Source organism: Anabaena azotica SJ-1, from assembly GCF_047275885.1.
Taxonomy (GTDB): Bacteria; Cyanobacteriota; Cyanobacteriia; order Cyanobacteriales; family Nostocaceae; genus Trichormus_B; species Trichormus_B azotica_A.
In genome coordinates, this window is the sequence record NZ_CP178454.1 from 1,014,515 (window position 1) to 1,033,680 (window position 19,166).

18 protein-coding genes are annotated in these 19,166 nt (G+C 37.9%); 9 read left to right on the forward strand and 9 right to left on the reverse strand.

What is annotated here, in order from left to right:
• Positions 1-382: 382 nt before the first annotated feature.
• The 5 genes from ACLLO5_RS04330 to ACLLO5_RS04350 all read left to right on the forward strand — a co-directional run bounded on the left by ACLLO5_RS04330 (position 383) and on the right by ACLLO5_RS04350 (position 7,436).
• Positions 383-2,119, forward strand: coding sequence for a methyl-accepting chemotaxis protein (locus ACLLO5_RS04330; protein WP_413174257.1), 1,737 nt, complete (start codon positions 383-385; stop codon positions 2,117-2,119).
• A 145-nt stretch (positions 2,120-2,264) separates the two neighbouring features.
• Positions 2,265-3,941 (forward strand): methyl-accepting chemotaxis protein, encoded by a 1,677-nt coding sequence (locus tag ACLLO5_RS04335; protein WP_413174258.1) that lies wholly within the window; start codon positions 2,265-2,267, stop codon positions 3,939-3,941.
• Positions 3,941-4,666 (forward strand): chemotaxis protein CheW, encoded by a 726-nt coding sequence (locus tag ACLLO5_RS04340; RefSeq protein ID WP_413174259.1) that lies wholly within the window; start codon positions 3,941-3,943, stop codon positions 4,664-4,666. The genes ACLLO5_RS04335 and ACLLO5_RS04340 overlap by 1 nt, the downstream gene beginning before the upstream one ends.
• Positions 4,663-7,101 carry a response regulator gene (locus tag ACLLO5_RS04345; RefSeq protein ID WP_413174260.1) on the forward strand — a complete coding sequence of 813 codons (2,439 nt, stop codon included), beginning with the start codon at positions 4,663-4,665 and terminating at the stop codon, positions 7,099-7,101. The genes ACLLO5_RS04340 and ACLLO5_RS04345 overlap by 4 nt, the downstream gene beginning before the upstream one ends.
• Before the next feature lie 89 nt (positions 7,102-7,190).
• A complete protein-coding gene (locus tag ACLLO5_RS04350; RefSeq protein WP_413174261.1) occupies positions 7,191-7,436 on the forward strand; it encodes a DUF433 domain-containing protein in 246 nt (81 codons plus the stop codon).
• Positions 7,437-7,505: 69 nt separating this feature from the next.
• Here the strand turns inward: ACLLO5_RS04350 and ACLLO5_RS04355 are convergent, their stop codons facing one another.
• Positions 7,506-7,733, reverse strand: a complete 228-nt coding sequence (locus ACLLO5_RS04355) for a hypothetical protein (protein ID WP_413174262.1) — start codon at positions 7,731-7,733, stop codon at positions 7,506-7,508.
• A gap of 485 nt (positions 7,734-8,218) precedes the next feature.
• On the opposite strand from ACLLO5_RS04355, the gene ACLLO5_RS04360 reads away from it, so the two are divergent.
• Together ACLLO5_RS04360 and ACLLO5_RS04365 are read left to right on the forward strand one after the other, a co-directional pair.
• A complete protein-coding gene (locus ACLLO5_RS04360) occupies positions 8,219-8,509 on the forward strand; it encodes a hypothetical protein (RefSeq protein WP_413174263.1) in 291 nt (96 codons plus the stop codon).
• A gap of 167 nt (positions 8,510-8,676) precedes the next feature.
• Positions 8,677-8,841 (forward strand): hypothetical protein, encoded by a 165-nt coding sequence (locus ACLLO5_RS04365; RefSeq protein ID WP_413174264.1) that lies wholly within the window; start codon positions 8,677-8,679, stop codon positions 8,839-8,841.
• 97 nt (positions 8,842-8,938) lie between these two features.
• Here ACLLO5_RS04365 and ACLLO5_RS04370 read toward each other — a convergent pair whose 3' ends face one another.
• Both ACLLO5_RS04370 and ACLLO5_RS04375 read right to left on the reverse strand, forming a co-directional pair.
• Positions 8,939-9,268 carry a XisI protein gene (locus ACLLO5_RS04370; protein WP_413174265.1) on the reverse strand — a complete coding sequence of 110 codons (330 nt, stop codon included), beginning with the start codon at positions 9,266-9,268 and terminating at the stop codon, positions 8,939-8,941.
• Between the two features lie 55 nt (positions 9,269-9,323).
• Positions 9,324-9,518: a hypothetical protein gene (locus ACLLO5_RS04375; protein ID WP_096567498.1), complete on the reverse strand. Its 195-nt coding sequence runs from the start codon at positions 9,516-9,518 to the stop codon at positions 9,324-9,326.
• A 435-nt stretch (positions 9,519-9,953) separates the two neighbouring features.
• Here ACLLO5_RS04375 and ACLLO5_RS04380 point away from each other — a divergent pair, with 435 nt between their 5' ends.
• The gene (locus tag ACLLO5_RS04380) at positions 9,954-10,982 is read left to right on the forward strand and encodes a chemotaxis response regulator protein-glutamate methylesterase (RefSeq protein ID WP_413174266.1); all 1,029 of its coding nucleotides are present in this window, start codon (positions 9,954-9,956) and stop codon (positions 10,980-10,982) included.
• Between the two features lie 161 nt (positions 10,983-11,143).
• On the opposite strand, the gene ACLLO5_RS04385 is transcribed toward ACLLO5_RS04380, so the two are convergent.
• The 5 genes from ACLLO5_RS04385 to ACLLO5_RS04405 form a co-directional block, all read right to left on the reverse strand.
• The gene (locus ACLLO5_RS04385) at positions 11,144-11,746 is read right to left on the reverse strand and encodes a heme-copper oxidase subunit III (protein WP_413174267.1); all 603 of its coding nucleotides are present in this window, start codon (positions 11,744-11,746) and stop codon (positions 11,144-11,146) included.
• Between the two features lie 187 nt (positions 11,747-11,933).
• On the reverse strand, positions 11,934-13,610 hold the full coding sequence (ctaD, locus tag ACLLO5_RS04390) for a cytochrome c oxidase subunit I (protein WP_413174268.1): 1,677 nt from the start codon (positions 13,608-13,610) through the stop codon (positions 11,934-11,936).
• A 217-nt stretch (positions 13,611-13,827) separates the two neighbouring features.
• On the reverse strand, positions 13,828-14,754 hold the full coding sequence (locus ACLLO5_RS04395; RefSeq protein ID WP_413174269.1) for a cytochrome c oxidase subunit II: 927 nt from the start codon (positions 14,752-14,754) through the stop codon (positions 13,828-13,830).
• Between the two features lie 99 nt (positions 14,755-14,853).
• A complete protein-coding gene (locus ACLLO5_RS04400; protein ID WP_413174270.1) occupies positions 14,854-15,468 on the reverse strand; it encodes a DUF2231 domain-containing protein in 615 nt (204 codons plus the stop codon).
• Positions 15,465-15,965, reverse strand: coding sequence for a DUF2231 domain-containing protein (locus ACLLO5_RS04405; protein WP_413174271.1), 501 nt, complete (start codon positions 15,963-15,965; stop codon positions 15,465-15,467). Before ACLLO5_RS04405 ends, ACLLO5_RS04400 begins: the two co-directional genes overlap by 4 nt.
• A gap of 949 nt (positions 15,966-16,914) precedes the next feature.
• On the opposite strand from ACLLO5_RS04405, the gene ACLLO5_RS04410 reads away from it, so the two are divergent.
• Positions 16,915-17,919, forward strand: a complete 1,005-nt coding sequence (locus tag ACLLO5_RS04410) for a FecCD family ABC transporter permease (protein ID WP_413174272.1) — start codon at positions 16,915-16,917, stop codon at positions 17,917-17,919.
• A gap of 246 nt (positions 17,920-18,165) precedes the next feature.
• Here ACLLO5_RS04410 and ACLLO5_RS04415 read toward each other — a convergent pair whose 3' ends face one another.
• Entirely contained in the window at positions 18,166-18,996 is an 831-nt protein-coding gene (locus ACLLO5_RS04415) for a glycoside hydrolase family protein (protein WP_413174273.1), read from the reverse strand.
• Between the last annotated feature and the right edge of the window lie 170 nt (positions 18,997-19,166).

The following is a 19,166-nucleotide window of genomic DNA, read 5'->3' on the forward strand; positions in this document are numbered from 1 at the left end:
TATTGTATTTAGAGATTTTTACAATACCTTGTGTAAGACTTAAATAAATGATATAGCAGGGAACAGGGAACAGAGTTGAAAATCTTTTAGTGTATGGATTTTGGACGTTAATTGTGTATCTCATTCAAGTGCATACCGCTATAAAACCATTTAAATAAATAATCTAGTTAATATAGCAGGGAACTCTTAACAGGGAATAGAGTTGAAAGTCTTTTAGCGTATGGATTTTGGACGTTAATTGTGTATCTCATTCAAGTGCATACCGCTATATGAACAATTAAATACTATAGCAGTCCTAAATGATTCATGAACACTTTCTGTTACCTGTTCCCTTCCCTCACTGATAATTTCTTAACTCAAATAGGATCTCTATATGAAAAATATGAATCTTCAATTACGTCTGCTTACTGCCTTTTCATTCATAGGATTACTTGTTTTATTTGTTGGTCTAGTTGGATGGGTTAGCACTTCTAAATTAACACAACATATTCAAATTCTGACAACTAATAATGTACCTAATCTTGATGCTATTGGCAAAATAAATGAAGGTCAAACTAGAATTGAAAACTTGCAGAGAATACTCTTGAATCCAGAAATAAGTGCAGCACAAAGAAATACTACATTAGTAGAAATTAAAAAAACATGGAAGCGCATTAATGAAGGTTTTCAACAGTATGATAATTACTTCCAAAATAACAAAAAAGATAAAGAATTATATACACAATTAAAAAATGAATGGAATGTTTGGCAGCGATCTCATGAAAGATTTATGCAATGGGAGGCGGATTTATATCAGTTCGGATTTCGTGATCCAGAAAGAAAAGAATTAGAATTAATCATCCAAGGAAAAGTTAACTCGCCTGAAATGGCTGAAGTTAAAAAAGCCATAAAATTGCATCGTCAATTGAATGCATATTCAATTACAGAAGGAAATGAATTATTTTTAGCTAGTGATCAAACTATTTTTAATTTAATCAAAAATAATCAAGATTTTGCTTTTTTAGTTCGTAAAGAAGCAGAAGAAGATGTAAAAAATAGTATGATTTTTATTTCTTTAGGTGTAGCTTTATGCACAATAATTACTATCGTTTTAGGTATGATGATTTCTCGACAAATTACTAATAGAGTTGTGAAAGTAGTTGGTTTTGCCGAAGAAATTGCTACAGGAAATTTAAATGTAAAAATAACTGCTGATTCTCACAATCAAGATGAAATTAACCAACTGCTAATATCCTTTCAAAACATGATTCTTAATTTGAATAATTTTATGCTTCAGATCCAACAATCAGGAATCCAGGTAACTTCATCAGCCACCCAAATAGCAGCATCAGGAAAACAATTAGAAACCAGCATTACAGAACAATTAGCATCAACAAACCAAGTAACAGTAGCAGCCAAAGAAATATCAGCAACGTCTAGAGAATTAGTAAAAACAGTAGAAGAAGTATCTGCGCTATCTCAAGGAACAACAGTAGCAGCAAGTGATAGTCAGAAGGATTTATTGCAGATGGAAACAACTATGAAGCAACTGGTAGAAGCAACAAATTCTATCGCTGGGAGATTGGGAGTAATTAGCGAGAAAGCCAATAATATTAATAATATAGTTGTCACGATTACCAAAGTGGCAGACCAAACTAATTTGTTGTCATTAAACGCCGCAATAGAAGCAGAGAAAGCGGGAGAATATGGTTTAGGTTTTGCAGTGGTAGCCAGAGAAATCAGAAGACTAGCAGATCAAACCGCAGTGGCAACCATAGATATTGAACAAATGGTTAAACAAATGCAATCTTCCGTTTCTACAGGTGTGATGGAAATGGATAAATTTGCAGCCGAAGTGGGAAGAAGTGTGGAAGATGTCAGGAATATTAGTACACAATTGGGAGAAATTATTGAGCAAGTACAAGATTTAACACCAAGATATGAAGCAGTGAGTCAAGGTATGGAAGCACAGTCTCAGGGAGCAATCCAAATTAGTGATGCGATGTCACAGTTGAGTAGTAATTCTGTCCAGACTGCGGCTTCTTTGCGAGAAATTAATCAGGCTATTTCTCAACTTAATCAAGTTGCTCAGGGTTTGCGTCAAGAAATGAGCCGTTTTAAAGTTAATGATAACAGGTGAAAATATGTATAGCAGCGAATAGGGTTGAAAGTATTGTAGTTGTGGCTTTTTAGTTGAATTTTGTAACTGATTCAAGCGCATATCGCTATATCATATTTATCAGAAGATAGATTACCAAACTAGCATAAATTTAGGAAATAATTAGATGTTCAGTAATTGGAAAATTAAAGATCTAACATTGTTAGGCTTCTCTGTACCAACAGTTTTGATGGTTGTGTTCAGTTTAATGGTATATGCCAATTCTAATCAAACTAGGGAAACTTTAAACCAAGTTAATTTCGCTCAAACAGCAATTGATGGACAGAATGAAATGGTAATTGCTGGATTAAATATGCATCGTCGTCTGCAAAGATATGTTATTGATCCAAATTTATATCAAGATGCTCTAGGAGAATATGCACAACATCAGCAGGAGTTTCAAAAAGGATTAGAAAAAGCTAAAACTGTAGTTAAAGATGCAAAGCAGAAAGAAAAAATAGATAGGATGGTGCAATTATATAATGAGTATAATGCTTTAAAAGATAATACAGTGAGTCGTGCCGTAAGTGGTACAAAAAAAGATGAATTGATTAAGATTTTTAGTTCTACAAGGGATGTTGTTGATGAATTTACGAAAACAAGTAATGAATTTAATCAATATGAAAAAGAAAATTTACAAAGAAGTATTACGGCAACACAATCTTATATAGACTTGCTAACTGTAGCCGCATTAGCTGCATCTATATTATCTTTATCTGTTGTGATAGTTGCTAATTTTTTGATTACTAAATTTTTAGGTAATAGAATTGCCAAAACTGTAGAAGCAGCAGAAAAAATTTCTGCGGGAGATTTAACTCAATCTGTGATTGAAGGTACATCAAATAGCAAAGATGAAGTTGGACAACTGCTCTATGCTTTTCAAAATATGACGCAGAATTTAAGTAATTTGATTCGTCAAGTACAGCAATCAGGAATCCAGGTAACTTCATCAGCCACCCAAATAGCAGCATCAGGAAAACAATTAGAAACCAGCATTACAGAACAATTAGCATCAACAAACCAAGTAACAGTAGCAGCCAAAGAAATATCAGCAACGTCTAGAGAATTAGTAAAAACAGTAGAAGAAGTATCTGCGCTATCTCAAGGAACAACAGTAGCAGCAAGTGATAGTCAGAAGGATTTATTGCAGATGGAAACAACTATGAAGCAACTGGTAGAAGCAACAAATTCTATCGCTGGGAGATTGGGAGTAATTAGCGAGAAAGCCAATAATATTAATAATATAGTTGTCACGATTACCAAAGTGGCAGACCAAACTAATTTGTTGTCATTAAACGCCGCAATAGAAGCAGAGAAAGCGGGAGAATATGGTTTAGGTTTTGCAGTGGTAGCCAGAGAAATCAGAAGACTAGCAGATCAAACCGCAGTGGCAACCATAGATATTGAACAAATGGTTAAACAAATGCAATCTTCCGTTTCTACAGGTGTGATGGAAATGGATAAATTTGCAGCCGAAGTGGGAAGAAGTGTGGAAGATGTCAGGAATATTAGTACACAATTGGGAGAAATTATTGAGCAAGTACAAGATTTAACACCAAGATATGAAGCAGTGAGTCAAGGTATGGAAGCACAGTCTCAGGGAGCAATCCAAATTAGTGATGCGATGTCACAGTTGAGTAGTAATTCTGTCCAGACTGCGGCTTCTTTGCGAGAAATTAATCAGGCTATTTCTCAACTTAATCAAGTCGCTCAAGGTTTGCGTCAAGAAATGAGCCGTTTTAAGGTTAATGATGGTGCAGGGCAATATATGGAGAAAAGTAGCCGATTTCTTGGAGATAATTAATGATGAATTCCATTACTGAACAATCAAATTTGGAAAAATGCTGGAATGTAATTGGAATTGCAGGCGATCGCACTTGTTCAGAATTATGCCATTTTATCCACTGTCGTAATTGTCCCGTTTACTCTTCTGCTGGACGCAACTTGCTAGAACGTTCCATCCCAGAGAACTATCAGCAGGAATGGACTAAGTTTTTCTCAAAGACAAAAATAGAGGCAGGAAACCAGCTTGTAACACCAGAATCTGACTCCTTGGCCACAACACAAACCCTGACAGTAGGGATTTTTCGTTTACAGAGAGAATGGTTGGCACTGTCGGCACAAATATTAAAGGAAACCATATCACCAACTTTAATTCACACCATACCCCATCGCAGCAACGACATTTTAAAGGGATTAGTCAATATCCGAGGAGAACTGCAATTATGTATTTCTTTGAGCCATTTATTGCATCTGGAAACATCTGAAACCCAGCCTGATCCCTTGAGTCCAATCGTTTATTCCCGCATGATAGTAATTGAAAAAGGGGGCAATAGTTGGGTTTTTCCTGTAGATGAATTTTATGGATTATACCAATTTCGTCACGATGAATTAAGATATCCTCCAAACAGTGCAACTTCAGTAAGTCACAGCTATATAAAAGGCTTTTTTCATTGGCAATCACGCAGTCTCAGCTACATTGATGACCAATTATTATTCATGTCCTTAAAAAGAAAGGTGTTGCCATGACACAAGAGTCAGACTTTAGCCATCTTTCCTTGCTGGATCTATTCAGCATGGAGGTAAAAACTCAGGGTGCAATGTTGAGTGATTCCCTGTTAGCACTAGAAACCAAACCCAACCCGACAGAAGAATTAGCAGCCTTAATGCGGGCGGCACACTCAATTAAAGGTGCAGCGCGAATTGTGCAAATTGATCCAGCTGTCACCCTAGCTCATAAAATGGAAGACTGTTTTGTAGCTGCTCAGTCAGGGACAATTGCTTTAACTGCCGCTAATGTTGATGTTTTGCTCAAAGCGGTGGATTTGCTAGTACAAATGGCTGAAACTTGTGTTGGCAACCCAGAACCCCAATTTGACGATCGCAGTATAGAAGATTTAGTGAGTGCGATCGCTGCTATTATCTCAAATCCAAGTGAGGCAGGGGAGCAGGGGAGCAGAGGGGCAGAGGGGCAGGGGAGCAGGGGAGCAGGGGAAGCAGGGGGAGTAGGGGGAGCAGGGGGAGTAGGGGGAGTAGGGGGAGTAGGGGAGAAAGAAGAATTAATTCCCATAGCCTCTTATACAGTCCCCAATACCCAATACCCAATCCCCAATACCCAATCCCCAATCCCCAGTACCCAATCCCCAGTACCCAGTCCCCAATCCTCAGACATAGTGCAGAACCGTGTGGTGCGGGTCAATGCCGATAATCTCAATCGTTTAATGGGTTTAGCTGGGGAATCCTTAGTTGAAGCCAAATGGTTGGAAAAATTTGCTGATTCATTGCTGAAACTCAAAGCAGATCAACTCCAGTTATCCAGCTTATTGGATGCCTTACAGGTGTTATGGGAAAATGAAGAGAACGGAAATCAGCATCATGGAAATGGGCAAATAGAAGAAAAGATGAGTATTGCTCGGCAAACAGCCAGTGAATGTCGCCAATTATTGAGCGATCGCCATAACGAACTAGAATTATTTTGTCAGCGTTTTTCTAACCTGAGCGATCGTCTATATCGTCAAGTTATCGCCACTCATGCCAGTCCCTTTGCCGACAGAGGACAAAGTTTTCCCCGTATGGTGCGAGACTTAGCCAGAGAATTAGGTAAACAAGTCAACCTAGAAATCATTGGTAAATCCACCCTTGTAGATCGGGACATCCTGGAACGTCTAGAAGCACCATTATTCCATATCCTCCGCAACGCCATAGATCACGGCATTGAAACACCCCAAGAACGTCTAGCAGTTGGCAAACCAGAAGAGGGACACATCCGCATTGAAGTCATGCATCGGGCAGGAATGCTATTAATTACCGTCTCCGATGATGGTAGAGGTATAGATATGGAAATTCTGCGTCAAGAGGTAATCAAAAAAAACCATATCAGCCCAGAAATAGCCACACAACTCACCGAAAATGAGTTAATGGAATTCTTATTTTTACCAGGTTTTTCTACAGCCAAAACTGTCACTGAAATTTCTGGTAGAGGAGTGGGTTTGGATGTCGTACACAGCACCGTGCGAGAAGTTGGTGGTACTCTCCGGGCAGTTTCCCAACCAGGGCAGGGAATGACATTTTACTTACAACTGCCGCTAACTTTGTCGGTATTGCGGACTCTCTTAGTAGAAATAGCTCATGAAGCCTATGCTTTTGGATTGGCACGGATTGATCGAGTAGTAATGCTGCCAAAATCAGAAATTATTGTCTCAGAAAATCAGCCGTTTTTCATGCTCAACGACCAGCCAGTAAGCCTGATATCGGCTCATCAAGTTTTAGAATTGCCAGCACAGAATGTTGATAAAGAATTTTTACCTATTGTCATTATCAGCGATGGGGGAACACGCATCACAGGCAATAATCGCCTCAACCATTATGGATTAGTTGTAGATCGCTTTCTCGGAGAATGCAGTTTGGTAGTTCGACCCCTAGATCCCCGATTGGGAAAAGTCCCTAATATGAGTGCTGCTGCTTTGATGGATGATGGTTCTCCAGTATTAATAGTCGATGTTGAGGATTTAGTCCGTTCTATCACCAAAGTTCTGGCCAGTGGGCAACTAAGTCAGATCAATCAGTCCTCTAATCAAACTGCTATCAAAACCTACAAACGAATTTTAGTGGTGGATGATTCTATTACTGTGCGGGAAATGGAGCGCAAATTGTTAGAAAATAATGGTTATAAAGTAGATGTCGCAGTTAATGGTATGGATGGATGGAACGCAGTCCGCAGTGGTGATTATGACTTAGTAGTAACAGATATTGATATGCCCCGTATGAATGGTTTTGAACTCACCACCCAAATCAGAAGTAATGGCAAATTGAAACATTTACCTGTGATTATTGTTTCCTACAAAGACCGGGAAGAAGACCGCATCCAAGGGTTAGAAGCAGGAGCAAACTATTATTTAACTAAAAGCAGTTTTCATGATAGTACCTTATTAAAAGCTGTAATTGATGTCATTGGTGAAGGGTAATAAAGGCGATCGCTTCCCTCACAGTAGTCATAAAACTTTACATATCACTGCTATAATATAAAGATATTGAGTTATATCTTGAAGGAAACATGACAGTAAACAACTTATTAGAAACTCAAGGTATTATTCACTCTGATCCCGAAATTATGAGTGGAGTTCCGGTTTTTGTAGGAACTCGTGTTCATTTACAAACATTGTTTGACTATCTCGAAAGTGAGGGGGGTTTAGCTGAGTTTATTAATGATTTTCCCTATCTGGAGACTCAAACTATGAAAGTCTTAGAAAATGCAGCTAAATTGATAATTGCTCATCCAAAAACATCCCCGATTTATTAAAGAAGTCAGGGATTTGAGTTAATTCCAGTTAATTTATGTTGAATTAATTAGATTGTTTAGTGAATATTATTACTCAATTATTTCTTCATATTGATTAGCATCTTCTGTTTCCAATTGTTTGATTTCTGCTAACACTTCTGTTAAAGTTTTTTCATCTAACCATTGATGACGTTCTTTGGTATAGTCTCCCTTGCCAGGACTGAAATATTGAATAAACCGAATAGTATCGGTAATTCCTAGAGAGTTAATTAAGGCATCATAACCTTGTTTGATGATTTCATTTTGAGTTTTCGTCATGACTTTCCTCTGTTTGATAGTCAAAGGGACGATTTAAACAACAAGCATCTAGATATTTATTGCTTGCACAAATAAACCATAAGCCCTAATAGGGATTGTTGTTTACCCTCTGATGAAATGCAAAGTTTCAATTCAGATCAGAGGGATTAAGAGAGAAAATACAGACTACAGTAAGTATATTTCAATCCCTAATAGGGATTTATCCTAGAGATTTCGTTAAGAAGTGTCTAGGGCTATTATTTTCTCTCTTACCTTAAGTAGTATAGAACTTCATCTAAAAATTGTCAACGTCATACTAACTGTAGTCTTGTTATTTTCTATAGGACTGTGTTAGCATGATGTTCATATAACAAACGCCCACTGAACTTTTTTGGGATGTTCAGTGAGCGTTGTTTAAAAACCTAAATCTCAAAACGGCTATGCCGCCAAGCACTCAGCCGTTTTAGATTCTATTTTCACTTGTAAAATTACAAGGATGATTTCTCATGTCTATACATTCTAACTCAAATTTTGAGTATCCACACTTCACCACTAGAAAATTTCAAGGGCAGCAACTGCGTGAGGATCTGGTACTATTGCGTGCTGTTCTACCAGACTGTCCTAATCTGGTTGACCGAATAAGTGTATCTGTTGAAGATATTCTTTATGAGAATCAGCATTTGCAAGATGAGAGGAAATGGTCGCTTCAAGAACCAGACTGGAGGTATCCAGATTGTCCCTCAAAAGCTGACTCCTCAGAGTATGAACAATCAGCAGAGAGGCTTAGAATTAGCTAACAACTGAAATATAGTAACTGCGATCGCCCTAATTATATCCACACAGCGATCGCATTTTGCAGAGTTACCAAGCATAGTTTATCTATTGTGGACAAATAGGGTAAAAAATAATACTTTTTCTATTGCTCTGTGGCGGAGATAAAAGATAGGCATTAATAGGCATTAATATGAAAGTAAGAATAGTGATTCAGCGACTAGAAGCTGATGGAAATACAGAAATTAACAACCTGTACCTAAGAATGGTGGTAAAAAATGGAAACAATGAAATTGCTGGCACATATGTTTATGATGCAGCTTATTTAGAATTAGCATTGCGGTTAAAGTTACTTTGATAATCGGTTAGCAGAAGCGACAATTCGTTGTGGTATTAGTCTGATTCTTGATAAAGAATAAACTTGTTATAAAACAGTAAAAAATGGAAATAAATTATTATCCCACCGCAAAACCTGTAAATTGCCGTTTATAAGGAGCATGAAATCCTAAAACAATATCTTCTTTAGGTACACCAGCAGCTATTAATTCATTAGCAATACCAATTTCTGTACCATCTCTTTGTATCCAGATTTTATCATCTTTAATATCAACATGAATAATCACCCCATAGGTTCTAATTTGTTGTTTCCAACCAATATTTAATACTTGATAATGATGACGTGGCGTATCAAAAAGCAATTGAATTTCTGTATCATTAGCTATATCATTAATAGAATGATTGCGTAAAATATCTTGAATAATTAGCGAGTAATTTATTCTTTCCATAAGACAATCTCCTGGGTTAAAGAATTAAAAATTAAAGCCTATTTATCTCTTTCACCTAGATATTTTCTTGATGTTTCTTAATATCTGCTAGTATTTCATCCATTGTTACCTGATCTAACCATTGATGACGTTCTTCTGTATAGTCTCCACTACCATTGTCAAATTGACGAATAAATCTGATAGCGTCAACATATCCTAAAGCATCTACAAGAGCTTGAAATCCTTTCCTATATAGTTCAATTGGGGTCATTTTCTCCTCCTTGTACAATATTATTAGTAGCTTCTGCTAACCAGATCATTGGATTAGCAACTATTATATTTATATTATCCTTATAGCTTAATGATTTTGACAATAGACGGCTATCAGTAGTTAAGAAAACATCAGCGTTATTTTCAGCACAAGCCAGATGAAAAGCATCAAATTTTTTAATATTAAATGTTGTTAATTCTATTGCTCGTCGAGTAATTTCTTCTGTGACTAAAATCTTATCATGAGCTATTGTTAAGACTTTTGCATCAAGTAAGAACGCAATGCGCGGAATTTGTGTGTAAAGATGTAGTCCTCAATAGATAGTTAGAATATCTGGCATATTTTATCAGCGATTTACATAGTTAATTGTAAAATAGACTGGCTATTGGATCTATGTTTTCATGAATTCGTTGACAAATCAAATACGACTGTTTTATGAGAATTGCTATTGTTAATGATTTAATTATTGCAGTGGAAGCACTACGGCGGATTTTGGCGAAAGTGCCAGAATATGATTTAGCTTGGATTGCTTATGATGGTGTGGAAGCTGTCGCTAAGTGTGCAGAAGATACCCCAGATTTGATTTTGATGGATGTGTTGATGCCAAATATGGACGGGGTGGAAGCGACACGGCGCATTATGAGTCAATCTCCCTGCGCTATTGTCATGGTGACAGCTAGTGTTAATCGCTATGCAGCCAAGGTGTTTGCAGCAATGGGTTATGGAGCTTTAGATGCTGTTAATACACCAGCTATGGGTTTAGGTGAACAGACAGAAAGTAGCATCAGGTTACTGAAGAAAATCGCTACTATTGCCAGATTAATTGGTAAATCTTCACAACAGCGATCGCAATTTGACTCACCACTCAAACCCCAAAATTCCCCACAACAACACCCACCCCTGATTATCATTGGTTCTTCTACAGGTGGACCCCAAGCATTAGTTACTATTCTGTCCAAGTTTCCTCAAAATTTAAACGCCTCTGTGGTCATTGTTCAACATCTTGATGCTCAATTTACTCAAGGGTTTGCAACCTGGTTAAATGGACAAATTTCCTTACCTGTCAATCTTGCTATCTCAGGTGATTTACCAAAACTGGGTAGAGTATTAATTGCTGGTACAAATCATCATCTGGTTATGCGTTCTGACCAAACCCTCGACTATCAAGAAGAACCGCTAAATAGTTTTTACCATCCATCGGTTGATGTATTTTTTGCAAGTGTGGCTAAATATTGGCAGGGAAAAGGGGTGGGAGTATTACTAACCGGTATGGGTCGGGATGGCGCTCAAGGGTTAAAATTACTGAGGGATTCAGACTGGCATACTATAGTTCAAGATAGCAAAACCTGTGTAGTCTATGGTATGCCCAAAGCCGCAGTAGAATTAGGTGCAGCGGTACAGATTTTACCAGTTGAGGCGATCGCACAAGCTTGTACAAAATCTTTAAATGCAATAAAAAGCTAAAATTTTGCGTGTATAATTTATTTTTTTGTACTTAATTGTTAGGAACTATTGTTTTTGATTGACTATAAATGTAGTTTATTAATGTGTAAATATTCAGGCTAGAGAATACTCCAAGTCAGAAAAATAAGGGTTCAGCAATGCTAAACCCATACATAATTTGCCTACTGCCAAACGTAGATAAGCAGAAACAAAATAATCCAGATAACATCAACAAAGTGCCAAAACAACGAAGTTGAATTAACACCAAAGTGACCTGTATCGTAATTACCGGGAATGAAAGAACGAATCAAAATCATCAACTGCAACAAAATTCCGGTCAAAACGTGCAAACCGTGAAACCCAGTTAACAGGTAAAACATCCCGCCAAAAGTACCGGAAGTAAAGCCAAATTTTAATTCACTCCATTCCACAGCTTGACCATATAAAAAGTAGCTACCCATTACCATTGTTGCCAACAAAAATAGGCGAAAACCCTGTAAATTTTGTCTCTGTAGGCATCTTTCCGCAAAGTAAATTACAAAGCTACTAGAAACCAGAATAATTGTGTTAATTGTCGGTGCTGTAATTTCCAATCCCTCAACACCGGCAGGTAGCCAGTTCTCTGTTGTAGTTTTGTAGATAATATAGCCAGCAAAGAAACTTAAAAAGATGACACTTTCTGATAATAGAAAAACAATAAAACCAAACATTTTATTGCCTTCTTCATCGTGTTCATGTTCATGGGAGACATGATGTAATTCTTCTGGGTTAATAGAACTATCCATTGGTGAAATTCTCCTTTTGAGTTTTAAATGCAGGGCTGTAAAAACAGATAAGGCATTTAGGACATCAACTAATCCTAAGAATGACATCCTAAAAAACTTTGAGCATCGTCACCTGTCACCTGTTAAGTGTCACCTCTTACAAAACAGAGGGTACGCAGAGTTTTCTGCGTCCTTCTTTTTCTCTGCATTATTCTGGGTCGTTTAATGTTGTGTAGTTTTCGAGGTTAGCGGTTAATGGTTCTGATTTTCCGTAACCGTAGGGTTCACTAATAATGATGGGAATTTCTTCAAAATTCTCAACACTAGGAGGTGAAGAAATCAGCCATTCTAAACCAATTGCTCTCCAAGGATTATTAGGTGCTTTTTCACCTTGTGTCCAAGAAACCAACATATTGAAAATGAAGGGTAAGGTAGACATTCCTAATAAGAATGCACCCAAACTAGCGATAACATTCCAAAATGTATATTCTGGTGCGTAAGAAGCGACTCGGCGTAACATCCCTTGCAAACCTAATGGATGCATGGGTAAAAAGTTCAAGTTAGTACCAATGAATGCTAACCAAAAATGAATTTGTCCCCAACCTTCATTAAACATCCGCCCTGTCATTTTGGGAAACCAATGATAGATGGCTGCATACATTCCCATTGTCACTGTTCCGTAAAGAACATAATGGAAATGACCTACTACAAAATAGGTATTGTTAACGTGAACATCTACTGGTACAGAAGAAAGCATAATTCCTGTAATACCAGCAAAAACAAACATGATTAAACCACCCAAAGCAAACATCATTGGTGTAGTTAATCTGATTTTTCCACCCCAAATTGTTGCTACCCAAGCAAATACTTTAATCCCTGTAGGAATGGAAACAAACATGGTTGTCAACATGAAAATTAACCGCATCCAACCAGGGGTACCACTGACATACATATGGTGTACCCAAACAATGGCACTAACTACGGCAATTAACATGGAAGAAATTGCAACTACCTTGTAACCAAATAAAGGCTTGCGGGAATAAACGGGGAATATTTCTGAGAAAATCCCGAAGACGGGGAGAATGATTACATAAACCGCAGGGTGGGAATAAAACCAGAAGTAATGCTGAAACATGACTGGGTTTCCACCTTTGCTGGGGTCAAAAAATGCAGTTCCAACTGTTAAGTCAAACAGCAACATGACCGCACCAGCAGTTAAAGCGGGAAGTCCAAATAATTGGATAATTTGGGCGCTAAATACTGCCCAAACAAATAAGGGCATTCTAAAAAAGCCCATTCCTGGCGCACGCATTTTCACAATGGTGGTGACAAAGTTCACTGCGCCCATGATGGAAGAAACACCGGAAGTAGCTACTGCTAATAACCAGAGAACTTGTCCGTTGACCAAGTGACCTGTGGGGTTTTGTAAGCTGACGGGGGGATAAGCCCACCAACCAGATTGGGCTGGTCCACCAGGTACGAAGAAACTGGACATGAGGAGAATTCCCACTACGGGAACCATCCAAAAAGCAACGGCGTTGAGGCGAGGAAATGCCATATCTCTCGCCCCAATCATAATGGGTACGAGATAGTTAGCTAAACCAACTAGTGAGGGAAATGTCCACAGGAACAGCATAACTGTACCGTGCATTGTGAACATTCCGTTATAAACTGTACGGTCGATTAAATCAGATTCGGGGGTGACAAGTTCACCCCGCAAAATCATGGCGAAGATACCACCAACGAGGAAGAAAATAAAGGAGGTAACGAGGTATTGAATACCTATTACTTTGTGGTCTGTGCTGAAAGTGAAATAGGTTTTCCAGTTATTTGGCGGTTCTTGGTGATGTGATTCACCAGTCATTTCAAGAGAGATGTTTGTCATGCGATTTTAGATTTTAGATTTGAGACTTTGGATTTTAGATTTAATAACAATCCTGTAAATCCTTAAATCCTGGACATCCTGATATGGCTTACGTCACGCCACGCTACGCTATCAGACAATTAAGATTTAGGAAAAATCCTAGCAACCTAAATCCTGAAATCTCGGAAAGAAACCTCTTTTTTGTCTCACGCAAAGACGCAAAGAAAGGAAGAATGAATTAACCCGAAAAGTTAACTACTGGAGGTGCAGCTGGTTTGACGGTTTCCCAACCAGTTTTTATGCTTTGGTTACTGGTTTGGGCGTATTCGCTGGCTGCTTGATTTTTGGCGGGGGTGGGTATGTGGCTTGCAGCTTTTGTTAACCATTCGTGATACTCTTCTGGAGTTTCGACAATCACGTTTGCTTGCATGGTTGCAAAGTATGTACCACTATATTGGGAGTCAGTGAGACTATATTTACCGGGGCGAATGGGTGTAAATTCAAAGTCTATGGTTCTACCGGGAACGATGTCTTGTTTGAGGCGGAAAGCGGGGATGTAAAACCCGTGGAGTACGTCTTCTGATTGTAGGGCTAAACGGACTCTGCGATCGCTCGGTAAATGCAATTCTGTACTTGTAATTCCCTTTTCAGGATAATGGAATACCCACGCCCACTGTTTGGCCAGTACGTCAATTTTTTCTAAGGGTTCACTGACAATTTCAACTGGTGTTTCTTGTTCTTGTGCATCAGCAGTTTGTATTTGGATGGGATTATGCAGATGAAGTAGGTGAGATGGTCCCTGAATCCCCATTTGCTCATACACTTGATAACTGTAAGCTGCAATCCACAACACCAACATGATAGGAATAGCTGTCCACACCACTTCTAAGGTGACATTACCTTCAATATGTGGACCATCACTCATGTCGTAATTTTTGGCGCGGTGGAAAGTAATAGAATACAAAACTGTGCTGGTGACAGCCAAAAAAATGAAAGCACCTAATGTCACCAAAAAGCTAAACAAATCATCAATCAAATGCGATTCAGCCGCAGCTTGGGGGGGAAGCCAAAAATAAGCTTGTTTACCGATGAAAATACTCGTAATTGTGACGACAAGACCCCCCGTCATCAAAGTCAAAAGATTTAAAATCAGCCGGATGTTCATAATTAGTCATTGGTCAGTGGTGATTGGTAATTGGTAGTTGGTAATTGGTAATTGGTGATTGGTAATTGGGTATTCATCCCAGTCCCTAGTCCCCAGTTCCTAATTTCCATTTCCCAATACTTTATTGATGTCTTGTCCCATTCTCAATAAGTTATCGGCTGTATTATGAACGCCAAATTCACCTGCTAATTGCGCTCCTAATGTGCCGTGTAAATACATCACAAACATGATGGAAACTCCAGCAAATATATAACTCCAGCGCACTTGTATATCTGAGTCTTTGCAGGAAATATAACGTTGCCATCCTCTCCAAAAAGTCATCCCAATCATCAACGCTAATAGAAAAACTCCGCCCACACCATGCCACATCATGGTTTCCATTGCTTGCAAACCCCAAGAACTTTTTAAGTTTGTTGGTGGAGTTGCTAACAACATTTCATAAAAACCAGCTGCAACTGTGAAAAAAGTGATCACGGCTGAAGCTACCATGTTGTACCAACCAACTTCAAATAATTGGGCGCGTTCAACAGCTAAACCCAAATATTTAAACAGCCAGTTTTCTAATGGAAAAAGTACACCAGCGACATCAAAGATAATACCAATGATGAATAATCCCAAGGTCAGGTGAACTAAGTTAGGATGAATAGGAATTGTGTAAGGTAATCCATTTGCTCCCATTTGGGCGCTGACTTGATCAATTAATTCTGAATTCATGGTAAGATTCCATCCTTTACGGCTTCCACAACTGGTACTGTGTGTATTCCATAAACCCACACTAATTCATCACCAAGATATACTTGAAAACCAACAAGAATGGTTAAAAGTAGCCCCACAGCTAAATAATGAATTGGTAATCTTTGTGGATCACGACTGCGAAGTACATAGCGCCAAGCTGTAATTGCAGCAAGAATTCCTGACAGTGACCAACCGATTAAGGTGTGGTAATTTAATACTGATTTGACTAGGTTGTAAGGCTTGGCTAAACCAGCCTCAAATTGACCAAAGATAATGGCAATGAAAATGGATACTGTGGCTACAAATAAATTCCACCAACCTATTTCAAAGAAGCGAGTTTTTCCAGTTAAAAAGCCAATTAAATCACAGAAAACTGCAAACAATATCATCGCAATTACAAAGTGAACCACGATAGGATGCAGTGGATCTGGATACGGTAAATTGTGGTCGTTAAGTGTCGTTAAAGACTCCAACATAAAATTCTCCTGGACTTGTTTACTACTCCTCAAACAAACTTGCATAATTGCTAAATAACTGAATCACTATTACTACTAACAATTACAGTTAAACCAGAGTGTGGAGAATATCTGTGTGAGGCTATCCAGTCAATCTGGTGTGAAAGTTATATTGCTAGATCAGTGATTTATCGGCAATTTGTAGCGAATGATTTGAGGTCAATTCCTCTGCCCATGAAAACATTCTGCAACAGCAATTTTCGATATAGCTAAACTAAATCGCTGTTGGGACTTTGATTTACTAGACCTATGTTTTAGGTTACGTAAATTTTTATAAATTGTCAAAAAACTAAAAGTTTAACTTTTAGAATGAGTAGAGAGCAAGAAAGAAAATCAATACTGCACGCTTGTTCTGCACCTTGGAATTATAACTTGGCTTGGGAAAAGGTTAAAGTTTACGAGTTACAGGTTTTATATTTCCCTTAAACTCTTGCCATTGTCCCATTTAACCGACAAGTATTAGCAAGGGAATATGATAATTTCAATACCCTTGCTTTCTTTAAATATTATGAAATAAAAAGAAATGATTTTGATGTCTAGTAGTGTACATTTAAGAATTATTACTTTGTTTTATAAATAACAGAACTTTAGATTATTCCTGGTATTGATGAATAACTGTCTATAGAACTCATATTTGATTTTTGTAAAACTGTTCTGTGCTTTACAGTTTAAGATATCTGTAATTAAAATGTAGCTATTATTTTCAGAAATGGGAGATATTCCAATTATGATTCATTTCATGTCTAGCTAATTAGTTATAATTCCCAAATCTGTGCAAAAAAACTAAAACCCTTTATTTTGCTAACTTAATGATAAGTATTTAGCCTAACATAATATCATATTTTTTGCATCCAGAGAAAAAATAACTTCTCAAACTACTGACATTAACTCTCTTTAATGAAAATAAAAAATGCAGACAATTTTTCTCAAACATCGCCTCATCTGGGCAATTGTACTTCTTACTAGCGCCTTGGTAATCACCCTTGTACTTTCCCTTTCCCAAGGAGCAGTTACTTTTAATATCTCTGAATTTTATCAAGCACTGACACGCCAAGGCGACCCAATTAAACAAACTATACTTTGGGATTTACGCCTACCTCGCATTATCGCCGCATTAATTGTTGGCGCGGCGTTGGGAATGTCTGGCGCATTGTTGCAAGGAATGTTACGTAATAGTTTAGCTGACCCTTTTATATTAGGAATTTCCGCAGGTGCAGGACTAATTGTAATTATTATGATTGTTTTACAAGTTTTCCCTATAGCCATTCCTTTTGCAGCATGGTTGGGTGCAATTTTGACTTCTGCTATAGTTATTTTTCTCGGTCGTGCTGGTGGGGGAATTTCTGTGGAAAGATTGATTTTAGGAGGGGTTGCTGTTAGTGCTTTATTTGGTTCTGTGCAGAGTACGTTGTTATTAATGGCTGAAGATGGACAGGTACAAATTGCCTTAAGCTGGTTGGTGGGTAGTTTAAATGGTCGGGGTTGGACAGAAATTTCTACAGCTAGTCCTTATATTATTGTGGCTTTATTGTGCGGTTGTTTGTTAGCTCGATCGCTCAATGTTTTAGCATTAGGTGATGATTTAACTGTAGGATTGGGAGTTTCCTTATTGCGATCGCGTTTATTAATTGGCGGTATTGCCACTTTATTAGCCGCAGGTGCTGTTAGTATCGGTGGTTTAATCGGTTTTGTCGGTTTACTAGTTCCTCATGCGGTGCGTTTAATTATAGGAACAGATAATCGTCTGGTTTTACCATTCTCCGCATTAGCTGGTGCATGGTTACTCATGTTTGCAGATTTATTAGCGCGACTGGGTGCGGTAGAACTTCCTGTAGGTTCAGTCACTGCTTTGCTGGGTTCTCCCTTGTTTATTTGGTTGCTTTATCGTCGTTCTGGTGGCATGAGTAAATTTTAATATAGCAGGGAACAGGGAACAGGGAACAGAGTTGAAAGTCTTTTAGTGTATGAATTTTTGACGTTAATTGTGTACCTCATTCAAGTGCATACCGCTATATCGAATTCGTTTGTAACTTCTTGCAAAAGAGCAAAATAGGAAGCCAGTTTTTCTATCAATTGGATGATTCATGGGACGATCTCAACTTAAATCTTCTTGATTAATCTGAGAGTTTACCGTCCCCTTAATTGATATTTTCAAGCCAAACTAATCTACCGGTGTCAAAAACAGTTTAGCCTCAGCAAGTCTCCTGCGTTTTAAACCTGCTTCCACATTACTACCAGGATTTCTATATTTAACAAATGTTTCTTCAATTTGATCCCACTGCTTATTTTGCAAGACTCTAGTAATGCTTTGGAAATTAGATGCACCATAGAAGTTAGCACCTAAGTTATAACCAAAACTTAATAAAGCACCCTGTTGGTTGGTGTTCAATTCGTTCCAGACAGGAATTCTTAGCAGTGGTGGTAAATAGCTTTTCTCTAGCTGCATCATCAATAACTCTTCTGCTTCTTCTTTGGTAATTGTTTCGCCTAATCTCCACTCACTACCATCTTTTTTGCGAGTAGAACCCCAACCAATCGTAATAGGTTTACCTCCAGTTCTAGGATCAGGATATGCTTTGAGATATAAACCTTCAAATTCTTTGATCAGCGCAACTCCTGGAAGTGGAAGTTTTCCAGATTCTCCACCATAAGTACCAGCACTTAAAGTTTGAATAGGTTTATTTATTTGAATAGGTTTATTTGAGGAAGTATTTACATTATTAACAGTATTTTGGGCAGCATTATTGACAGTATTCTGGACAGCTTTGTTTAAAGCTTTCTGAGTTCTTGCACCCACAATTCCATCAGATGTAAGTCCCTGTCTTTGTTGAAACTGTCTTACTGCTGTTAAAGTTTTATTCCCAAAATCACCATCTATAGTACCTGGGTTTAAGTTGAGTTGTTTTAATATTTGTTGCAATTGCTCAACTTTTTTTCCTTTTGAGCCTAATTTAAGAATTTCATTAGGATTGAGAATTAATTCGATTGCCATAGTCATATCCCTTTGATAAGATAATTTTCCGAGAGTGGTTCAAGTTGGATATAAATCCTGAATTTTAAACTAAAATGATTGAAATTAATATGATAAATTAGGCCTCTTCAGATTATAATTCAACCACATTTATTTAGGGGATGCTGATAGCGGAGCGTGGCGTAAGCCAT